Raw genomic sequence first — 18,477 nt, 5'->3', positions numbered from 1 at the left:
CGCCGATCTCGATCTGGGTTTGGCCGTCGCCGTCATCGCCCGACGACCCGTTCCAGCACGTCGGCGACCGCGGCGGCGGCCCGGTCCTGGGCGAACCGCGCCTCGGTGCGCTCCCGGGCGAGCTGCCCGCGCCGGCGCAGCGCACCGGTGCGGAACTCGTGGTGCGCCTCGTGCAGGGCGGCGACGAGCGCGTCGACGTCGTCGCGGGGCACGGTCCAGCCGGTCGAGCGGTCCACGGTCTCCGGCAGTGCCCCGGCGTCGGAGACGATGCTCGGCACGCCCATCGCGCCCGCCTCCAGGGCGGCGCCGTGGTTCTCCGACAGCGACGGGCTGATGCTGACGTCGGCGGCCGCGTAGCAGTCCCGGACGTCCAGGGCCGAGTCCTGCCAGTCGACGCTGGGGTCCGCGGCGACGCCGAACCTGGCCATCAGCTGCTGCCGGTGTGCCTCGCCGGCGGGGGTGAAGCCGCCGCCGAGCAGGATCAGCCGGGACGCGGCGGCGCTGGGCGTCTCGCGGCGGAAGCGCCGCCACGCGGCGAGGAGCACGTCGTGGCCCTTGATGCCGCGGCCGCGGTGGGTGAGCCGTTTCGGCGGGTACACGTAGGCGACCAGGCAGGCGGTGAACGTGCCGGCGTCGATGCCGAACGCGTCGCGGCACGCGGCCCGGTACGCGGGCGACGGCGGCGTGAAGTGTGCGGTGTCCACGCCGTACGGGATCGCGGTGACCCTGACGGCGGGCAGGCCGAGGCGGCGGTAGAGGGTCGCGGTGTGGTCGCTGCCGCCGATGACGACCGCGTCGAGCCGGCACAGCAGCCGCTCGACCAGGCGGATCAGCGGCGACTCGAGGTACAGCGGCCCGGCCACCATGTGCACCCGCCGGGCGGGCAGGCCGAGGCTCGCGATCCGGGTGGCGAGGGCGGAGGCGTACAGGTGGTAGTGCAGCACGTCGGGGGCGAGGGCGCGCAGCTGGCCGCGCAGGCCGAGCAGCCCGGTGACGGTGGCCGCCGCCGGGCGGAACCGGAAGTCGAACGCGGACTGCACGACGTCGATCCCCCGGTCGTGCAGCGCCTTGCGCAGCTGCCCCTCGCTGCCGGGTGGCAGCACGGCGACGACCTCGTGGCCGCGGGCGCGCAGCTCGTCGAGGTGTGGCAGGGTCCACCGGCCGCCCTCGTCGGTCTTGATGAGCATGGCGACCTTCACCGCGCCGGTACCCCTTTCACTGTCGTCTTCGGCTCGACGTCGCGGGTGACGCACGCGCCCGCGCCGACGGTGGCGCCCTCGCCGACGTGCAGGCCCTGCAGCACGCAGGCGGTCGTGCCGACAAGCACCTCGGGGCCGATCCGGCAGTCGCCGGAGATCGCGGCCAGGGGGTTGACCTGCACGAAGTCGGACAGTTCGGTGTCGTGGCCGACGGTGCAGTTCTGGTTGAGGTGCACGTGCCGGCCGATGCGGACGTTGGTGGTGACGCGGGCGCCGGCGAACGCGACGAACCCCTCGGCGATGCAGGCGTCGGGTCCGATCGTCGCGGCGGGGTGGATGAGGGTCGCGGCGGCGAGGCCGTGCAGCCGCAGCTGCTCGTCGAGCCGGGCCCGGATCCGCGGGTCGCCGATGCCGATGATGTAGCCGATCGACGGTCGCTCGTCGCCGAGGCGGGCGCTGGGCCCGAGGAACGGCACGCCGAGCGCCGACACCCGGTCGAGGTTGCGCTGGCTGGGGCTGTCGTCGACGAAGCCGCGCACTGGCATGCCGGCCGCCCGCGCGATGGTCAGGATCTCCCGGCCGTGGCCGCCGATACCGACGATGACCAGGCCGTTCTTCATGCCTGCCGGCCTTTCTCGACGGGCCGGAACTCGTGGTTGGTGGCCGAGCCGGTGGCGGTGACGCCGTCGCGGCGCACGACGGTGCGGACGGTCGCGACGAGGATCCGCAGGTCCATCCGGAGCGAGCGGTGCTCGACGTAGTGCAGGTCGTGGGCGAACTTCTGCTCCCACGTGAGGGTGTTGCGGCCGAGGACCTGGGCCAGGCCGGTGATGCCGGGGCGCACATCGTGCCGGCGCGCCTCCTGTTCGCTGTACCGGCCGAGGTACGCGCTCGGCAGCGGCCGCGGGCCGACCAGGCTCATGTCGCCGCGCAGCACGTTCCACAGCGCGGGCAGCTCGTCGAGGCTGGTGGAGCGCAGGAACCGGCCGGCGGGGGTGATCCGCTCGGCGTCGCTGCCCGGGTCGAAGCCCTTCGGGGACGGTCGCATGCTCCTGAACTTGACGAACGTGAAGGGCTCCCCGTGCAGCCCGGTCCGCTCCTGGCGGAACAGCACCGGCGTGCCCATCGTGCAGCCGACGAACACGGCGGTGGCCGCGATGACCGGGGCCAGGACGACGGCGGCGACCGTCGCGCCGGCGAGGTCGACGGCGCGGTTCACCGGAACCCGTCGATCGCGTCGAAGATGCGCTGCTGCGCGGTGTCGGTCAGCTGCGAGCCGCTGGGCAGGGCCAGGCCGGTCGCGAACAGGCGGTCGGCGGCGCCGGTCAGCCAGCTGCGGGCGGCGCGGTACACCGGCTGCTGGTGCATCGGTTTCCACACCGGCCGGGTCTCGATGTCGTGCCCGGCGAGGTGCTCGCCGAGCCGCGCCGCGGCCCAGCCGGACTCGCGCTCGTCGACCGCGATGACGGTCAGCCAGCAGTTGGAACCGTGCTCGGCCTCACCCACGATGCGGACGCCCGGTGCACCCGCGAAGGCCTTCGCGTAGCGCTCGCGCAGCTGCCGGCGGCGGGCGATCATCCCGTCGAGCCGGGACAGCTGGGCCCGGCCGACCGCGGCGAGCAGGTTGCTGAGCCGGTAGTTGTACCCGATGTCGGCGTGCTCGTAGTGCGCCACCGGCTGGCGCGCCTGGGTGGCGAGGTAGCGGCAGCGGGCGGCGAGCGCGGCGTCGCCGGTGACGAGCATCCCGCCGCCGGACGTGGTGATGATCTTGTTGCCGTTGAACGACAGCGCGGCGGCCCGCCCGAACGACCCCGCCTGCCGGCCGTCCCGGCTCGCCCCGAGCGCTTCGGCCGCGTCCTCCAGGAGTGGTACGTCCAGCGCCTCGAGCCTGGCGTTGTCGGCGCACGCGCCGAACAGGTCGACCGGGATGACGGCGCCGACGTGCCGGCCGTCGCGGCGCAGGTCGGCGACGGCCCGTTCGACGAGGGCGACGTCGACGTTGCCGGTGTCGGGTTCGCAGTCGACGAAGACGGGCTCGGCGCCGGTGTAGACGACGGCGTTGGCGGTGGCCGCGAACGTCAGCGTCGGCACGACGACCGCGTCGCCGGGCCCGACGCCCATGGCGAGCAGGGCCAGGTGCAGGGCGGCGGTGCCGGAGCTGACCCCGACGGCGTGCGCGGTGCCGCACCGCCGGGCGATCTCGGTCTCGAACGCGTCGAGATCCGGTCCGACGGGCGCCACCCAACCGGAGCGTAGGGCGTTGACCAGGTAGCGCTCCTCGGTGCCCGAGATGTCGGGGGCCGACAGGTGGATGCGCGTGTTCGTCTTCATCGGGGGCTTTCCATGTTGTTCGTCTGCCGGGCCAACCTGTGCCGGTCGGCCATCGCCGAGCGGCTGGCCCGGGCGGCCGGTCTGGACGCCGCGAGTGCGGGCACCCACGCGGTGCCGGACCTGGACATGCCGGAGAACGCGAAGGTGGTGCTGCGGGAGCTGGGCGCGGACCCTTCGGCGTTCGCCAGCCGGCGGGTCGACGCCGCCCTGCTGGCCGGCGCCGGCCTGGTGCTGACCGCGACCCGGGCGGAGCGGGCGCACTGCGTCACCCTGGCGCCGGCGGCCGCGGCGCGGACGTTCACGCTGCGGCAGTTCGGCAGATACCTGGAGGCGCTGCCGCCGGCGCCGACCACGCTGCGGGACATCGCCCGGGTCCGGGGGCGGCTGCAGCCGGGTTCGCCGGCCGACGACGACCTGACCGACCCGTTCGGCGGCCCGATCGACGGGTTCCGCGACTGTGCCGCGACGATTGCGCGCATCCTCACCCTCCTGGCCGACCGGCCGCGTCGAGATCCCGGCTGAGCGGCACCGGCTTGTTCGGGCCGGCGGCCGCGAGCAGCGGCGCGCCGGGCCGGGTGCCGTAGTAGGCGTAGGAGTAGGCGTCGTCGCCGCCGGGCTTGGCGCCGTTGAGCACGCAGCCGAAGAGCCGGGCGGAGACCGCCTCGATCGCCAGGACGGCGGAGCGCACCTGGGTGACGGTGGTCTTGCCGGCGCGGGTGACCAGCACGGCGCCGTCCGCGCGGCTGGCCACGACCGCCGCGTCGGTGACGACGAGCAGCGGTGAGGTGTCCACGACGACGTAGTCGTAGTCCTCGGCGGCACTGGCGAGGAGCCGGGCCATCTGCTGCGAGCCGAGCAGCTCGCTCGGGTTGGGCGGGATCGAGCCGCTGGCCAGGACCCACATGTCGCGGTCGCCCCAGGGCTGCGCGGCGGTGTCCAGGTCGACCTGGCCGACGAGCACGTTGGTGAGGCCGACGGCGCCTTCGAGGTCGAGGTACTCGGCGAGCTTCGGGCGGCGCACGTCGGCGTCGACCAGCAGGACTCGGTGCCCGTTCTCGGCGAGGACGATCGCGAGGTTGCAGGCGATCGTCGACTTGCCCTCCTCGGGCAGCGCGCTGGTGACGACGATGCAGCGGGCCCGCCGGTCGGGGTCGACGAACTGCAGGTTGGTGCGCAGGTGGCGCATCGCCTCGCCGCGCGGCGACCAGGCGGCGTCCTCGACGAGCAGCGGCTCCTGGCGGGCCCGGGGGTCCATCGGCACGGTGGCGAGCACCGCCTTGCCGCCCGCCTGGCGCAGCGCGGACGCGGAGCGCACGCTGCTGTCCAGGATCTCCCGCAGCACGGCGCCGGCGGCGCCGACGAGCAGCCCCATGAGCAGCGCGACCGCGAAGTTCCGGGCGGGCTGCGGCGAGACGGGGTCGGTGCCGACGCGGGGGCCGGTGACGACGTCGACGCGGACGGTCGGGTTGTCCGCGCCGGGCGGGGTTTCGAGGACCGCGACGAGCGCGGCGAACTTCGCCGCGACCGCCTCGGCGACGCGCAGCGCACGGTCGCTGCTGGTGTCCAGCACGGTGATGTCCAGCAGCACGGTGTCGGGCACGGTCCGGGCGCTGATGCGCTGCTGGACACCGTCGGCGTCCAGGCCGACGGACGGGTCGGCCGCCACGGCCCGGGCCAGCCGGTCGCTGCGCACGAGGTTCACGTAGGACCGGGCGCGCTGCTGGGAGAACAGGCCGCCCTGATACGCGTCGGTCACGCCGCTGCTCGGGGTGCTCACGAAGAACGTCACCGAGGCGGCATACATCGGCGCGGTGCGCGCGGTGACGAAGACCGCGGCGACCAGGGCCAGGCAGGCGGTCGTGGCCACCAGCCACCAGCGTTTCCGGACCGCGCTGACATAGTCGCGCAGCTCCATACGCCATGACCTCCCGTACTCGCTTCTTTACGAAGAGTGACAGGTTGTCATGACGGAAGAGGTGAAACGGTCTAATTTCCCCGATCTACTTTTTACCCGGATGTCCCACCACAAATCGTGAAGAATGGTCGCAGTCCGAAGGCATCACTCACCACTGGACTCGCCACTGGGGGACACCGATGGACGACCACAGGCCCTCAGGGCCCGCCGACTGGCCGGCCGACCTCTGCGCCTGGGCCGGCGGCCTCGCGCTCGCGATCACCATCGCGCCCGCCCCACCGTCACTGTTCGCCGTCGGCACCGCGATCGTCGTCGCCGCCGCGCTGCACACGGTGATCGCCTGGCCGATCCACCTGTACCGGCGCCGCTACGGCCGCGGCACGCTGCCCGAGCTGCGGGTCCTCGCGCTCACCGTGGCCGCGACCGGGGCGCTGCTGTGGCTGCTCGCCGAGGTGCCGGCCGCCGTCGCCGTCGTCGGGGCGATGACCGCGCTGCTGGCGATGGTCACCGGCCGCGCCGCCGGCCGGCTGCGCCGCGAACGCCGGCTGCGCGTCTCCCCCGGCCCCGCCGTGCCGGTGCTGATCTTCGGCGCCGGCGCCGCCGGGCACCGCCTGCTGCGCTCGATGGCGCACGACCCGCACTGCCGGTACCGGCCGGTCGGCATCGTCGACGACGACCCGGCGAAGCGCAACCTGCGGATCGAGGGCGTCGCCGTGCTCGGCGGCCGGTCCTCGCTGACCGCCGCGATCGAGCGCACCGGCGCGCAGGTCGTCATCTTCGCGATCCGGGCCGGCGACGGCGTCCTGTTGCGGGAGGTGCGCGCGGCGACCACCGCGGCGGGCCGGGCGCTGAAGGTCCTGCCGTCCATCAACGAGAGTCTGGACGGCCCCGTCGGCGTGGCCGAGGTGCGCGACGTGCGCCTGTCCGACCTGCTCGGCCGCCGCCAGATCGACACCGACCTGGGCGCCATCGGCGACTACCTGACCGGGCGGCGGGTCCTCGTCACCGGCGCCGGCGGCTCGATCGGCTCCGAGCTGTGCCGGCAGCTGCACCGCTTCGGCCCGGCCGAGCTGATGATGCTGGACCGCGACGAGTCGGCGCTGCACGCGGTGCAGCTGTCGATCCACGGCCGGGCCCTGCTGGACAGCCCCGAGCTGATCCTCGCCGACCTGCGCGACGCCGCGTCGATCACGGCGGTCTTCGCCGCCCGCCGGCCGGAGGTCGTCTTCCACGCCGCCGCGCTCAAGCACCTCACGCTGCTGGAGCGGCACCCCGCCGAGGCGGTGCAGACCAACGTGCTCGGCACGCTCAACGTGCTGTCGGCCGCCGCGTCGGTCGGGGTCGAGCGGTTCGTGAACATCTCCACGGACAAGGCGGCCAACCCGGTCAGCGTCCTCGGGTTCTCGAAGCGGGTCACCGAGCGGCTCACCGCGCACCGCTCGACGGTCGCGGCCGGCACGTACCTCAACGTCCGCTTCGGCAACGTGCTCGGCAGCCGCGGCTCGGTGGTGACCGCCTTCCAGTCGCAGATCGCCGCCGGCGGGCCGGTCACCGTCACCGACCCGGAGGTGACCCGCTTCTTCATGACCGTCCAGGAGGCGGTGCAGCTGGTGATCCAGGCCGCCGCCCTCGGCGCCGGCGGCGAGGCGCTCGTGCTGGACATGGGCAGCCCGGTGCGCATCGACGAGCTGGCGCACCAGCTCGCCGCGCAGGCCGAGCGGCCGGTCGACTTCGTCTACACCGGTCTACGGCCGGGCGAGAAGCTGCACGAGGAGCTCTTCGGCGACGGCGAGACCGACCTGCGGCCGCTGCACCCGCTCATCTCGCACGTGACGGTGCCCCCGCTGGACCCCGCCCTCGCCCTGGCGCTGGACGTGCGCGCGGCGCCGGGCGCACTCGTGGGTCAGCTCGCCGACCTGTGTGTGGTCCCGCACCTGCCTTTGATCATCGCGGTGCCGTCGCTATCTGCCGCTCGTACCAGCTGACGGTCTCCGCGAGCCCCACGTCCAGCGGGACCGGCTCGTGCCCCGGGAACAGCTCCCGCAGCCTCGACGACTCGGCCTGCGAGTCGCGCACGTCCCCGGGGCGCGCCGGGTCGTGGACCACCTCGACCGGCCGGCCGGCCAGCCCGCGGATCTTGTCGATCAGATCGATGAGTGAGGTACGGGTTCCGAACGCCAGATTCACCGGCGTGGGACTGGTGACCCGGCGCACCGCGGCATCGGTCAACAGCCGGGCCACCGAGCCGACGAAGGTGAAGTCCCTGGTCTGCCGGCCGTCGCCGTGCACGTGCAGCGGCTGCCCACGCAACGCGGCGTCGGCGAACGTGGGGATGACCGCGGCGTACGCGTGCCCGACGGACTGCAGCGGCCCGTACACGTTGAAGAACCGCAACGCGAGCACCGGCAGCCCATAGGTGGCGCCGTAGGCCAGCACCGCGGACTCGGAAGCGAGTTTGCTGGCGGCGTACGGGCTCTGCGGCCGGGTGGGCAGCTCCTCGTGCTTGGGCAGGACCCGGGTCGGCCCGTACACCGACGACGAGGACGCCGTGATGATCGGCGTGCCGGCGCGGCGGCACGCCTCCAGCACGTGCATCGTGCCGGTGGCGTTGACCAGGTGGCTGCGCAGCGGATCGGCGACGGACCGCGGCACCGACGGCCGGGCGGCCAGGTGGATGACGGCGTCCACGGCACCGACGGCGTCGTCGATCGCGGGCCGGTCCAGGATGCTGCCGGTGATCAGCGTCGCGCCGACGCCGTCGAGGTTGCCCTCACTGCCCGTGGTGAGATCGTCGAACGCGACGACCTCACTCACGGCCGAGTGGTTGACCAGCTCCCGGCACAGGTTTCCCCCGATGAACCCCGCGCCGCCGGTGACCAGAACTCTCATCAACGGACCAACGCCAGGATGCGAACCAAGGTGACGCCCCGTGCGAGGTCGCCGCTTTTGCGGATGAACCAGTCCTTTCGGACAGCCCCCGGGAGCACCTCGGACAGCCCGCCGGGCGGCATCGAGGGCAGCGGATCGGGAAGATCCGTGAAAGGTTGGGCTCCATGAACTCGCAGGAAGAGGTCCTCGCGGGCGGCGGGATCAACCGGGTCGTGCGGGTCGGCGCGACGGTCCGGCGGCCGGCCCAGGCCTGGAGCCCCCGGGTCCACCAGCTCTTCGAGCACCTGCAGACCCGCGGCTTCACCGGCGCGCCCCGGTCGTTCGGCACCGACCCGGCCGGGCGGGACGTGTTCGGTTACCTGCCCGGCGAGGTCGGGCACGACCCGTGGACGCCGGAGGTGGCCGGTGACACCGCACTGACCAGCGCCGCCCGGCTGCTGCGGGCCTACCACGACGCGACCGCCGACGTCGCCGCGAGCTGGCGCGACGGCTGGCAGAAGCCGGCCGTGGAGCCGATCGAGGTGATCTGCCACAACGATCCCGCGCCGTACAACTGCGTCTACGAGGGCGGTCGGGCGGTCGGCCTGATCGACTTCGACACGGCCGCGCCGGGGCCGCGATCGTGGGACCTGGGCTACGCGATCTACCGGTTCGTGCCGCTCGGCTCGGCCGCCGGGCCGCGGGTCGAGGAGCGGCTGGCGCTGTTCTTCGACGCGTACGGCGCCGACGATGCGCTGCGCCGGGCCACCCGCGCGGCGGTGGTGCCCCGCCTGCGCGACCTGACGGAGCACATGCGCACCGCGGCCGCCGCCGGCGACGAGGCGTTCGCCGCCCACATCGCCCGCGGCGACCTCGACCATTACCTCGACGACATCGCCCTGCTCAGCGGAGACGGGTTCACGGCAGCCGGGGGATGATCTCCTTCGCCAGGGCGTTGGCGAACTCGACCGGGTGGCGGTCCGGCATCGTCATGACCTCGGCGATGCTGAGCCGGCCGTACGCCTCGACGTCGCGCAGCCACGCGTCCGGGTCGGCGAGCGGCGGCCGGGTGACGACCGCGGTCTTCAGGATCGTGTCGTAGTCGCGGCCCTCGGCGGCGCAGTGCCCGCGCAGCACGTCGAGCTTCGCCGCGACCTCGTCCGGGTTGTTGGCGAAGATGTTGCAGGCGTCGGCGTACTTCGCGACCAGCCGCAGCGTCTTCTTCTCGCCACCGCCGCCGACCATGATCAGCGGGCGCGGGCGGCCCAGCGGCGGCGGGAAGTTGAGCGTCTCCGCCAGCTGGTAGTGGGTGCCCTGGTAGGGGCCGTTGTCGTCGCTCCACATCTGCAGGCAGATCTGCAGTGTCTCCTCGAGCCGTTCGAAGCGCTCCCCCATCGGCACGACCGGCACGCCGAGGCCGCGCTGCTCCCGCTCGTACCAGGAGGCGCCGATGCCGAGGCGGGCGCGCCCGGCGGACAGCACGTCCAGCGTGGTGACGATCTTCGCGAGCAGGCCCGGGTGGCGGTACATCACCCCGGTCACCAGCAGGCCCAGCGTCATGCGGTCGGTGAGCGCCGCGAGGTAGCCCAGGGTGGTGTAGCCCTCCAGCATCGGCTCGTCCGCCGGTGCCATGGCCTCCATCTGGAAGTAGTGGTCCATGACGGTGAAGGAGTGCACGCCCGACTGCTCGGCGATGAGCGCGGTCTCCTTGAGCGTCGGTGCGATGGCCGCCGGATCGGCCGGCGTCGAGAAGTTCCAGTAGTGCAGACCCAGCTTCATGAGCCCAATCATTGCTCCGGACCGCCGGGACGGTACGGCGATCCGGAGCAAGATCCCACTACAGCAACCCGCGGGCCACGAAGGCGGCCCAGGTGGCCCGCGCGGCCGTCGGGCCGTAGAGCCGGGCGGCCGCGTCCACGGTGGCCTGGGCCGCCGCCGCGAACGTGGTGTCGACCGCGAAGGCGAACTGCGCCTCCACGATCAGGGTGCTGGCCCTGGTGTCGCCGAGCGCCACCCGGATGTCCCACAGGGCGCGGGACCAGATCTCGCCGTCGGCGTGGACCTCACCGACGACGTCCTGCGGGTAGTGCTTGGCGCCGTCGAGCCGGCGCAGGCAGTGCGGCACGGTGCTGGTGTAGGACACGGCGTCCCAGTCCGCGACGCACGCCTCCGGCGTGCCGGTCGGCGCGCCGGCCGCCCAACTGCTGACGGCCACCGCGAGGTAGTCGCCGAACGCCTCACCGATCGCACCCGACTCCAGCGTCGTGCCGAAGCCCGGCACCTGGCCGTCCTGCACCGAGTGGCCGTACTCGTGCACGATGACCTCCGCGTCCTCCGCGTCGTCGACCCCACCCTTGCCGAGGGTGATGTTGGCCTTGTCGTCGCGGAAGAACGAGTTGTCGCCGCCGTACTGGTCGATCCGCAGCTCGATCCGGCGCTGGTTGACAGGGCGCAGCGTCGAACCGAAGCCCAGGTGCTGGAGGTACAGCTGGGCGGTTGTCACCCAGTAGTAGCCCATCACCTGCTCGAACTGATCGGCGTCGCGGTGCCAGGCGGGGAATGCGCCGTCGACCGCCAGTGCCGCCTTGCCGGTGGAGCTCTTCACGGTCACGTATCGGCCGGACAGCCCGCCCGATCCGTCGAGGCCGGTCAGCGTGACCCGGCGGTAGGCGGGTGCGAACGCCGGGCTGTCGGCGTCCTTGCCGTCCGTCAGGTATTGCAGGCCGAGCGACTGGACCGGGTTGGGGAAGAACACGGTCGCGGTCGCCGAGCCGGTCGCAGTGGCGTACGCCGGAGCCGCCGCCCCGGCAGACACGGTCGCCGCCACAACCATCGTCAGTGCGAGCACCCGTCGCATGCACCACTCCTTCCTCTCGCATTCGAGCGGAAGGAGCGCCGGAGCCCGCCGACGCGTTACCGGACGGCCGGGATCAGGCGGCGGTCGGATGCCGCGTTACCGGACGGCCTGGTGGATCAGCCGGACGTCGGGTTCGTGGTACACGGCGAACCCGCCCTTGCTGCCCTGCTTCACCTGGTACATGGCCATGTCGGCGTCGCGCAGGAGCTGGTTGCCGTCGCGGCCGCCGCCGCTGATCGCGACCCCGACGCTGGCGCCGACGCGGACCTCGGTGCCGGCGATCTCGAACGGGTCGCCGACCGCGGTGACGATCCGCTCGGCGACCCGGACCGCGATGCCGGCGTCGCCGCCGGCGATCACGATCGCGAACTCGTCGCCGCCGAGGCGGACCACGGTGTCGTCGGCGCGCACCGCGGACAGCAGCCGGCTGGAGACGCCGACCAGGAGGTCGTCGCCGGCGGCGTGGCCGAGCTGGTCGTTGACGGGCTTGAAGTTGTCCAGGTCGACCAGCAGCAGCGCCTGGTCGTGGCCGCCGCTGCCTTCGAGGAGCTCGGTGAGCAGGCGCCGGTTCGGCAGCCCGGTCAGCGGGTCGTGCGAGGCCTGGTGGCGGATCAGCGCCTCGTGCTCGGCGAGCGTGTCGAGGGCGATCTGCTGCTGCTCGAGCATCTCCTCGTTGGCCTTGGTGGTGAGGCGGTGCTCGCGCTCGAAGCGGTACAGCAGCCGGCCGATCGCGGCGACGGCGACGGTCATGGCGATGCCGAGCGCCAGGTCGGCGATGTTGTTGGCCAGGTCGGCGGCGTCGGCCGCCTGGTCCTCGAGGCTGTGCAACCGGGCGTTGAGCCGGCCGAACCGCGGCTCGGTCTCCCGCTTCTCCAGCGCCTTCGCCTCGCTGATCTTGCCCACGCCGAGCAGCCCGAGCTCGGTGTCCAGCACCGCCCGGTACGCGGCCACGCTCTTCTCGAGGTCCGCGAGCGTGCCCGCGGGCAGGTCGCCCTGCAACGCCTTGAGCAGGGCGCGTTCCCGCATGCGGCTCTCGCCGAGCTCACGGGCGACGTTCACCGGCGAGTTGCGGTCGGCTACGGCCTTCCACAGCACCGAGCTCTCCTCGTGCAGCAGCATGTTGAGCTCGCTGAGGTGCGACCGGGTCGCCTCGTGGACCTGGCTCTTGCCGTGCAGGTGCACGTTGGCGAAGGTCACGCCGCCGAGCAGCACGACCGCGAGCGCCAGCACGCGCGGCCACCGCCACCTGAGCTTCCCGACCTGTCGCATGGCTTGGAGATCGGCACGCGCGGCCCGACCTTCGGGTTTTGAGCTGGGGATTTGCTCTCAGTAGCGCTGAGGCCGCGCCGATGGGTCAGCTGAGGAACGGGGGGTGCCCAGTGCAGCGCAGCCTCAGCCGTCGCCGGCTGATCATGACCGCGGCCGCCGCCGCCGCGACGCTTCTGCCCGCGGCCGCGTGCGCGAAGAAGGACGGCGAGGGCGCCGGCGGCGTGGGGTACGCCGCCGACCAGCCGCCGGTCACGATCGACTTCTGGTACATGCCCTACGGCGGACCGGTGCAGGACCAGGCCGTGGTCACCGAGACCGAGGAGTTCCACAAGGCGCACCCGAACATCACCGTCAACCCGGTCCGGGTGCCCTGGGACGAGGCGCTGACCAGGCTCAGCACCGCCTCGACCAGCGGCGAAGGGCCGGACGTGACGGTCCTGGGCACCACCTGGGTGGCGGGTTTCAGCTCGATCGGGGCGCTGCGCCCCTACAGCATCGAGGAGATCGCGGCGGTCGGCGGCGAGGACGTGTTCGCCAAGGCGAGCTGGAGCTCCAGCCACCTCATCACCTCCTCGGACATCACCGCCATGCCGTGGCTGATCGACATCCGGGCCCTGTTCTACCGCACCGACGTCCTGCAGCAGGTCGGCCTCGACCCGAAGGCGGCGTTCGCGACCTGGGACTCCTTCGAGACGACCCTGCAGAAGATCAAGGCGTCGGACGTCGGGGTCGCCCCGCTCGCCATCGGCCTGCAGAACAACTTCGGCATCATCCACAACGTGGCCCCCTTCATCTGGGCCTCCGGCGGCGACCTGATCAAGGACGACGGCACCAAGTCGATGCTCGCCGAGCCCGCCGCGATCGACGGGGTGAGCTACTACCAGCGGCTCATCGGCCTCTACGACGACCCCAAGGCAATGGCGCTGTCCTCCAGCGACGTGCCCCGGGCGTTCGCCGAGGGCACCGGCGCGATCACCATCGACAACTCGCAGTCGGTCGCGGAGTTCGCCTCCGACACCAGCCGGGCGGGTCTCAAGGCCGGCTGGTCCACCGCGCCGATGCCGGCCGGCAAGGCGGGCACGTTCGGCTTCCTCGGCGGCTCCAACCTCGGCATCCTGAAGACGGCCAAGCACCCCGAGGCGGCCTTCGAGTTCGTCCGGTACCTGACGGGCAAGGCCAGCCAGCAGCGCTACAGCGTCAACTCCGGCCTGTGGCCCGCCCGCACCGAGGCGATCGAGGGCACCAAGCTGGCGACCGAGCCGGCATACGCCGCGTTCCGCGAGATGATCCCGCACGGGAAGATGTATCCGTCGGTGTCCGCCTGGATCATCGTGGAGTCCATCATCGCGAAGGACCTGCGGGAGCTGTGGAGCGCGCCGGGCGCCCTGACCCGGGACCAGGTCCAGGCGATCATGTCGAAGACGACCGCCGACATCGACGAGGCCCTGCAGGACCCGACGAACACCGGCATCACCCCGTAACGCCCATCACCCGTAACGCCCGTCACCCCGTAACGCCCCGAGCCCCGTAACGCCCGGAGGGGCTGCACCGCTCCTTCTCCCGTGAACCTGGTCGACCCGGTCTTCGTTGACCGCAGCGGCCGGCGTCGCAGGCTGTTCACCAGCCTCGGCGCCGGCCTCGGCGTGCTGCTCGCGGCCGGCTCGCTGCTGCTGGTCGCCGGGCTGCTGGGCACCTCGCCGGTGCCGCTGCCGGGGCTCCCGCAGAGCGGCCAGGGCGGCGTCCATCGCGACGGCGCGGAGCCCGGCGCCAGCCCGGCCCCCCGGGGGACCGGCGCACCGGTCCGCCCGTCGCCGGCGAGGAGCGCCGGCGGCACCGCGACCACCGGTCCGGCCGGCCCGGGCAGCACCGCCGGGTCGCCGTCGGCGAGCGAGCCGCACGACAACCGCAAGACGTCGCACCCGGGCAACCCGAAGCCGAGCCGGACGAAGTAGCCGTGGCCAGACACGTCTCCCGCCGGGCGCCGCGCGCGCACTGGCTCCTGCTGCTGCTCGGGATGGCCGTGCTGCTCGCCGAGCTGTGCCTCAACGGCTGGGTGACCGGGGTCGGCGGCGAGCAGGGCCCGGCGCCCGTGACGGGCGCGTCGGTGCTGCCCGCCGGGACCGGCCCGGTGCTGCAGGTCGACGCCGGCGGCGCGGTGCGCTCCGCCGCGATCCCGGCCGGGGCGGTCGCGCTCACCTTCGACGACGGCCCCGACCCCAGATGGACGCCGCTGATCCTGGACGCGCTGCGCCGCCACCACGCCCGGGCCACGTTCTTCGTCGTCGGCGCGCGGGTCAACCAGCACCCGGAGCTGGTGCGGCGCATCGTCGCCGAGGGCCACGAGCTCGGCGTCCACACCTTCACCCACGCCGACCTCGCCACCCTGCCGGCCTGGCGGCAGCGGCTCGAGCTGGACCTGACCCGCAACGCGATCGCCGCCGCCACGGGCCGGACGGTGCGGCTGATGCGACCGCCGTACTCCTCGACGCCGTCGGCGCTGCCCGACCTCGCGACGGTCCGCGCCGCGTCCGGCTACCTCACCGTCCTGACCGACCGCGACACCGAGGACTGGCGCCGGCCGGGGGTGGACGCGATCGTCGCGGCGGCGCTGCCCGCTGCCACCGGCCCCGGTGCCGTGGTGATGCTGCACGACGGCGGCGGTGACCGCTCGCAGACGGTGGCGGCGGTCGAGCGGATCGTGTCCGGGGCGGGTGGCCCGCGGTTCGTGACCGTCTCCGAAGGGATCGGCCTGCCGCCCGACGAGCCGGCCGGCGCCGGGACGGTCGCCCGCGGGCACGCGCTGCGCTGGGCGCAGGCGGGTGCCGGCTGGGTCAGCGCGGCGATGTGGTGGCTGATCGTCGCCGGCACCGCCCTCGCCCTGCTCCGGCTGGCCGTCCAGGTGATCGCGGCGCGCCGGCACGCCCGCCGGGCCGCGGCGCAGGGCCGCCGGCCGTTGCGGAGCTTCGGGCTGGTGTCGGTCGTCGTCCCGGCCTACAACGAGGCGGCGAACATCGCCGCGACGGTCCGGTCGCTGGTCGGCAACGACTACCCGCAGCTCGAGGTCATCGTCGTCGACGACGGCTCCACCGACGCCACCGCAGCGGTGGTGACGCGCCTCGGCCTGCCCGGGGTGCGGCTGATCCGCCAGGCGAACGCCGGGAAGCCGGCCGCGTTGAACGCCGGTGTCGCGGCGGCCCGCGGCCAGCTGCTGGTCCTGGTGGACGGCGACACCGTCTTCGAGCCCGACGCCGTCGGCCGGCTGGTCCAGCCCTTCGCCGATCCGTCCGTCGGCGCGGTCAGCGGCAACACCAAGGTCGCCAACCGGGGCGGGCTGCTCGGCCGCTGGCAGCACCTGGAGTACGTCGTCGGTTTCAACCTCGACCGGCGCATGTTCGACCTCGGCGAGTGCATGCCGACGATCCCGGGCGCGATCGGCGCGTTCCGGCGGGCCGCGCTGCTGGACGTCGACGGCGTGCCGGGCGACACCCTCGCCGAGGACACCGACCTGACGATGGCGGTGCTGCGGGCCGGGTGGCGCGCCGTGTACGCGGAGCGTGCCGTCGCCTGGACGGAGGCGCCGGCGACGCTGCGGCAGCTGTGGCGGCAGCGGTACCGGTGGTGCTACGGCACGATGCAGGCGGCCTGGAAGCACCGCCGGGCGCTGCGCGAGCGCGGGCAGCTCGGCCGGCGCGGGCTGGTCTACCTGGCGGTGTTCCAGATGCTGCTGCCGCTGACCGCGCCGCTGGTCGACGTCTACGCCGTCTACAGCCTGTTCTTCCTGCCGCCGGCGCAGGTGGCGGCGGTGTGGTGCGGCTTCACCGCCCTGCAGGTCCTCGCCGCCGGATACGCGCTGCGGCTCGACCGGGAGCGGCTGGGGTCGCTGTGGACCGTGCCGCTGCAGCAGGTGGTGTACCGGCAGCTGCTGTACCTGGTCGTCGTGCAGTCCACGGTCGCCGCCCTGCTCGGCGGGCGGCAGCGCTGGCAGGTCATGGCGCGCACCGGCCTGGCCGCGGCCGCCGTCCCGCCGCAGCGCGGACCTTCGGGGGCCGCACCGGGCCATGAACCGACGGGGGTCGAGCCGGTCCATGGCCCGGCGGGATTCGCGCCGAGTCAAAGCCCGGCGGGGATCGCGCCGAGTCATGAACCGGCGGGGATCGCGCCGAGTCAAAGCCCGGCGGGGATCGTGCCGAGTCATGAGCCGGCGGGATTCGCGCCGAGGCGGAGGACGACGCCGGACCGGCCGGGTCGGCCGGGTCGGCCGTGACCGCGTTGGCAGAGACCTGTCCGACGCCGTTCGCCCACGGCGCCGCCCGGCGGGCGGCCGAGGCGGCGGCGCTGGACGACCGGCTCGGGGCCGCCCTCACCGGCGCGATCGCCGGCGACGCCGTGGCCTTCACCGAGCTGTGGCGCGCGTTGCAGCCGCTGGTCCTGCGATACCTGCGGGTGGTCTGCGGCGACGCGGCCGAGGACGTGGCGTCGGAGACGTGGTTGCAGGCATCGCGGGACCTGTCCCGGTTCAGCGGTGACACGACGGCGTTCCGGGTGTGGTTGTTCCGGATCGCCCGCAACCGTGGCATCGACGAGAACCGGCGGGCGTGGCGCCGCCGTGAGGAGCCGCACGAGACGGTGCACGACGTCGGCGAGGCGGCCGGCGCGGTGGCCCGCGACGCGGCGCTGGACGCCGGCGACCGGTCCGGCACCGAGTGGGCGCTGCGGATGATCCGCACCCTGCCGGCCGAGCAGGCGGAGGCGGTCATGTTACGGGTCGTGGCCGGCCTCGACGTCGCCGGCACCGCCCAGGTCCTGCGCAAACGCCCCGGCGCGGTCCGGGTCGCGACGATGCGGGGACTGCGCCGGCTGGCCGAACATCCCGAGGTCCAGGCACACCGCGACACGGATCCGCGGGAAGGCAGCTGATCATGTCCGATTCCCTTGCCCCTGACATCGCGGAGCAGCTGCGGGAGCTGGACGGCGGGCGACCCGCCGGCGTCACGGCGCTGCTGGTCGCGGCCGCCGGGCCGGCCCTGCCCGCCGAGCTGGCCGGGGAGGAGTCCGCGCTGCGCGCGTTTCGGCTGGCCCGCCGCGCCCGGCGGAAACGGCGCCGGGCCGGGCTGATCGCGGGCGTGGCCGTGGTGGTCGCGTCGCTGGGCGGCACCGGATACGCGGCCGCCGGTGATCACCTGCCGGGACCCGTGCAACACACCGTGGAGTCGCTGTTCGACGGCCAGGACGCGGCACCGTCCACGGTGCCCGGTGCCGCCGGCCGGCCGGCGACCGCGCCGGCGCCGGCGCCGCCGGCGAGCTGGAGCCCGCCGGGTCGCGTCGAGGCGCTGTGCCGTGCGTGGGAGGCCGCCCGCGCGGACCCGCACGCCGCGCAGGTGACCGGCGAGGACCGGCGGGCCCTGGCCCACGCGGCGAGCGGCGACACCGGCATCAACGACTTCTGCCGGGCCGTGCTGGGCACCCCTTACGTGACGACCGCGACCGCGGCGAACGGCCGGCAGGGCACCGCCAAGCCCGGCAACGCCGACCCGGGCGGCGGCCCGAACCGCACCCATCCGGTCAAGCCGTCGCATCCCTGAGGTCCGTCATCCCCGGGCGCCGTCGAGGGTGGCCCTGACCTCGGCGAGCAGCTCGACGAGGTGGATCAGCCGGGCGTCGTCGAGGCCGGCGAACGCGACCGTCGCGTCCGGGTGCATCGCCTGCATGGCCTGCCCGATCAGGTCGCCGCCCAGCGGGGTGAGGGCGACCTCGCGGCGGCGGGCGTCGTCCGCGGCGGCGGCCACCGTCACGGCGCCGCGCTCGGCCAGGGTCTTGAGGGTCTTGGACACGGCCGGCTGGTTGACCTCCATCGCGGCGGCGATGTCGCCGACGGAGCAGGGGCCGGCGTTGGCGAGGTGCAGCAGCACCGCGGTGTGGGTCATGGTGAGGCCGAGCGGCCGGAGCGCCCGGTTGAGCCGGGTCTCGGCCAGCTGGTGCGCGATCGACAGCTCGCGCATCGCCCGCCCCTGCAGCTCGGCCCGCTTCTGTGGGTCCAT

The 18,477-nt window shown here is 73.8% G+C and carries 18 protein-coding genes; 8 read left to right on the top strand and 10 right to left on the bottom strand.

Annotation, left to right across the window (positions count from 1 at the left end; genetic code table 11):
- Nucleotides 1–32: 32 nt before the first annotated feature.
- Genes Dsi01nite_RS24730 through Dsi01nite_RS24715 form a run of 4 tightly spaced genes read right to left on the bottom strand, consistent with a single transcriptional unit; the run spans nt 33 to nt 3,530 of the window.
- Entirely contained in the window at nt 33–1,187 is a 1,155-nt protein-coding gene (locus Dsi01nite_RS24730; RefSeq protein ID WP_203848628.1) for a glycosyltransferase family 4 protein, read from the bottom strand.
- 8 nt (nt 1,188–1,195) lie between these two features.
- The gene (locus tag Dsi01nite_RS24725; RefSeq protein WP_203848627.1) at nt 1,196–1,819 is read right to left on the bottom strand and encodes an acetyltransferase; all 624 of its coding nucleotides are present in this window, start codon (nt 1,817–1,819) and stop codon (nt 1,196–1,198) included.
- The gene (locus tag Dsi01nite_RS24720) at nt 1,816–2,418 is read right to left on the bottom strand and encodes a sugar transferase (protein WP_203848626.1); all 603 of its coding nucleotides are present in this window, start codon (nt 2,416–2,418) and stop codon (nt 1,816–1,818) included. Before Dsi01nite_RS24720 ends, Dsi01nite_RS24725 begins: the two co-directional genes overlap by 4 nt.
- Nucleotides 2,415–3,530 (bottom strand): DegT/DnrJ/EryC1/StrS family aminotransferase, encoded by a 1,116-nt coding sequence (locus Dsi01nite_RS24715; RefSeq protein WP_203848625.1) that lies wholly within the window; start codon nt 3,528–3,530, stop codon nt 2,415–2,417. Before Dsi01nite_RS24715 ends, Dsi01nite_RS24720 begins: the two co-directional genes overlap by 4 nt.
- A gap of 12 nt (nt 3,531–3,542) precedes the next feature.
- Between Dsi01nite_RS24715 and Dsi01nite_RS24710 the strand changes: the two genes are divergently transcribed.
- Nucleotides 3,543–4,052, top strand: a complete 510-nt coding sequence (locus tag Dsi01nite_RS24710; protein WP_203848624.1) for an arsenate reductase/protein-tyrosine-phosphatase family protein — start codon at nt 3,543–3,545, stop codon at nt 4,050–4,052.
- On the opposite strand, the gene Dsi01nite_RS24705 is transcribed toward Dsi01nite_RS24710, so the two are convergent.
- Nucleotides 4,012–5,445: a tyrosine-protein kinase domain-containing protein gene (locus tag Dsi01nite_RS24705; RefSeq protein WP_203848623.1), complete on the bottom strand. Its 1,434-nt coding sequence runs from the start codon at nt 5,443–5,445 to the stop codon at nt 4,012–4,014. The two genes, Dsi01nite_RS24710 and Dsi01nite_RS24705, sit on opposite strands and share 41 nt — an antisense overlap.
- 179 nt (nt 5,446–5,624) lie before the next feature.
- Between Dsi01nite_RS24705 and Dsi01nite_RS24700 the strand changes: the two genes are divergently transcribed.
- Nucleotides 5,625–7,430 carry a polysaccharide biosynthesis protein gene (locus Dsi01nite_RS24700; RefSeq protein WP_203848622.1) on the top strand — a complete coding sequence of 602 codons (1,806 nt, stop codon included), beginning with the start codon at nt 5,625–5,627 and terminating at the stop codon, nt 7,428–7,430.
- On the opposite strand, the gene Dsi01nite_RS24695 is transcribed toward Dsi01nite_RS24700, so the two are convergent.
- On the bottom strand, nt 7,390–8,334 hold the full coding sequence (locus tag Dsi01nite_RS24695; protein ID WP_203848621.1) for an NAD-dependent epimerase/dehydratase family protein: 945 nt from the start codon (nt 8,332–8,334) through the stop codon (nt 7,390–7,392). The two genes, Dsi01nite_RS24700 and Dsi01nite_RS24695, sit on opposite strands and share 41 nt — an antisense overlap.
- A 164-nt stretch (nt 8,335–8,498) precedes the next feature.
- Between Dsi01nite_RS24695 and Dsi01nite_RS24690 the strand changes: the two genes are divergently transcribed.
- The gene (locus tag Dsi01nite_RS24690; RefSeq protein ID WP_203848620.1) at nt 8,499–9,251 is read left to right on the top strand and encodes an aminoglycoside phosphotransferase family protein; all 753 of its coding nucleotides are present in this window, start codon (nt 8,499–8,501) and stop codon (nt 9,249–9,251) included.
- Here the strand turns inward: Dsi01nite_RS24690 and Dsi01nite_RS24685 are convergent.
- From Dsi01nite_RS24685 to Dsi01nite_RS24675, 3 genes are all read right to left on the bottom strand, one after another.
- On the bottom strand, nt 9,232–10,092 hold the full coding sequence (locus Dsi01nite_RS24685; protein ID WP_203848619.1) for an LLM class F420-dependent oxidoreductase: 861 nt from the start codon (nt 10,090–10,092) through the stop codon (nt 9,232–9,234). The two genes, Dsi01nite_RS24690 and Dsi01nite_RS24685, sit on opposite strands and share 20 nt — an antisense overlap.
- 58 nt (nt 10,093–10,150) lie before the next feature.
- A complete protein-coding gene (locus tag Dsi01nite_RS24680) occupies nt 10,151–11,170 on the bottom strand; it encodes a M36 family metallopeptidase (RefSeq protein ID WP_203848618.1) in 1,020 nt (339 codons plus the stop codon).
- A gap of 96 nt (nt 11,171–11,266) precedes the next feature.
- On the bottom strand, nt 11,267–12,400 hold the full coding sequence (locus Dsi01nite_RS24675) for a GGDEF domain-containing protein (protein ID WP_203848617.1): 1,134 nt from the start codon (nt 12,398–12,400) through the stop codon (nt 11,267–11,269).
- Nucleotides 12,401–12,549: 149 nt separating this feature from the next.
- Between Dsi01nite_RS24675 and Dsi01nite_RS24670 the strand changes: the two genes are divergently transcribed.
- The 5 genes from Dsi01nite_RS24670 to Dsi01nite_RS24650 all read left to right on the top strand — a co-directional run bounded on the left by Dsi01nite_RS24670 (nt 12,550) and on the right by Dsi01nite_RS24650 (nt 18,021).
- On the top strand, nt 12,550–13,920 hold the full coding sequence (locus tag Dsi01nite_RS24670; RefSeq protein WP_203848616.1) for an extracellular solute-binding protein: 1,371 nt from the start codon (nt 12,550–12,552) through the stop codon (nt 13,918–13,920).
- Nucleotides 13,921–14,001: 81 nt separating this feature from the next.
- Nucleotides 14,002–14,391, top strand: coding sequence for a hypothetical protein (locus Dsi01nite_RS24665; protein ID WP_203848615.1), 390 nt, complete (start codon nt 14,002–14,004; stop codon nt 14,389–14,391).
- Nucleotides 14,392–14,393: 2 nt separating this feature from the next.
- Nucleotides 14,394–16,703: a bifunctional polysaccharide deacetylase/glycosyltransferase family 2 protein gene (locus tag Dsi01nite_RS24660; RefSeq protein WP_239136139.1), complete on the top strand. Its 2,310-nt coding sequence runs from the start codon at nt 14,394–14,396 to the stop codon at nt 16,701–16,703.
- On the top strand, nt 16,700–17,356 hold the full coding sequence (locus Dsi01nite_RS24655; RefSeq protein ID WP_239136138.1) for an RNA polymerase sigma factor: 657 nt from the start codon (nt 16,700–16,702) through the stop codon (nt 17,354–17,356). Before Dsi01nite_RS24660 ends, Dsi01nite_RS24655 begins: the two co-directional genes overlap by 4 nt.
- A gap of 2 nt (nt 17,357–17,358) precedes the next feature.
- Entirely contained in the window at nt 17,359–18,021 is a 663-nt protein-coding gene (locus Dsi01nite_RS24650; RefSeq protein ID WP_203848614.1) for a hypothetical protein, read from the top strand.
- Between the two features lie 6 nt (nt 18,022–18,027).
- On the opposite strand, the gene Dsi01nite_RS24645 is transcribed toward Dsi01nite_RS24650, so the two are convergent.
- Nucleotides 18,028–18,477, bottom strand: a complete 450-nt coding sequence (locus tag Dsi01nite_RS24645) for a MarR family winged helix-turn-helix transcriptional regulator (RefSeq protein ID WP_203848613.1) — start codon at nt 18,475–18,477, stop codon at nt 18,028–18,030.

Origin of the sequence: Dactylosporangium siamense, from assembly GCF_016862795.1 — a bacterium.
GTDB classification, from domain to species: Bacteria; Actinomycetota; Actinomycetes; order Mycobacteriales; family Micromonosporaceae; genus Dactylosporangium; species Dactylosporangium siamense.
The sequence above is the reverse complement of the archived record's forward strand: the minus strand, read 5'-3'. Positions and strand labels throughout refer to the sequence as shown.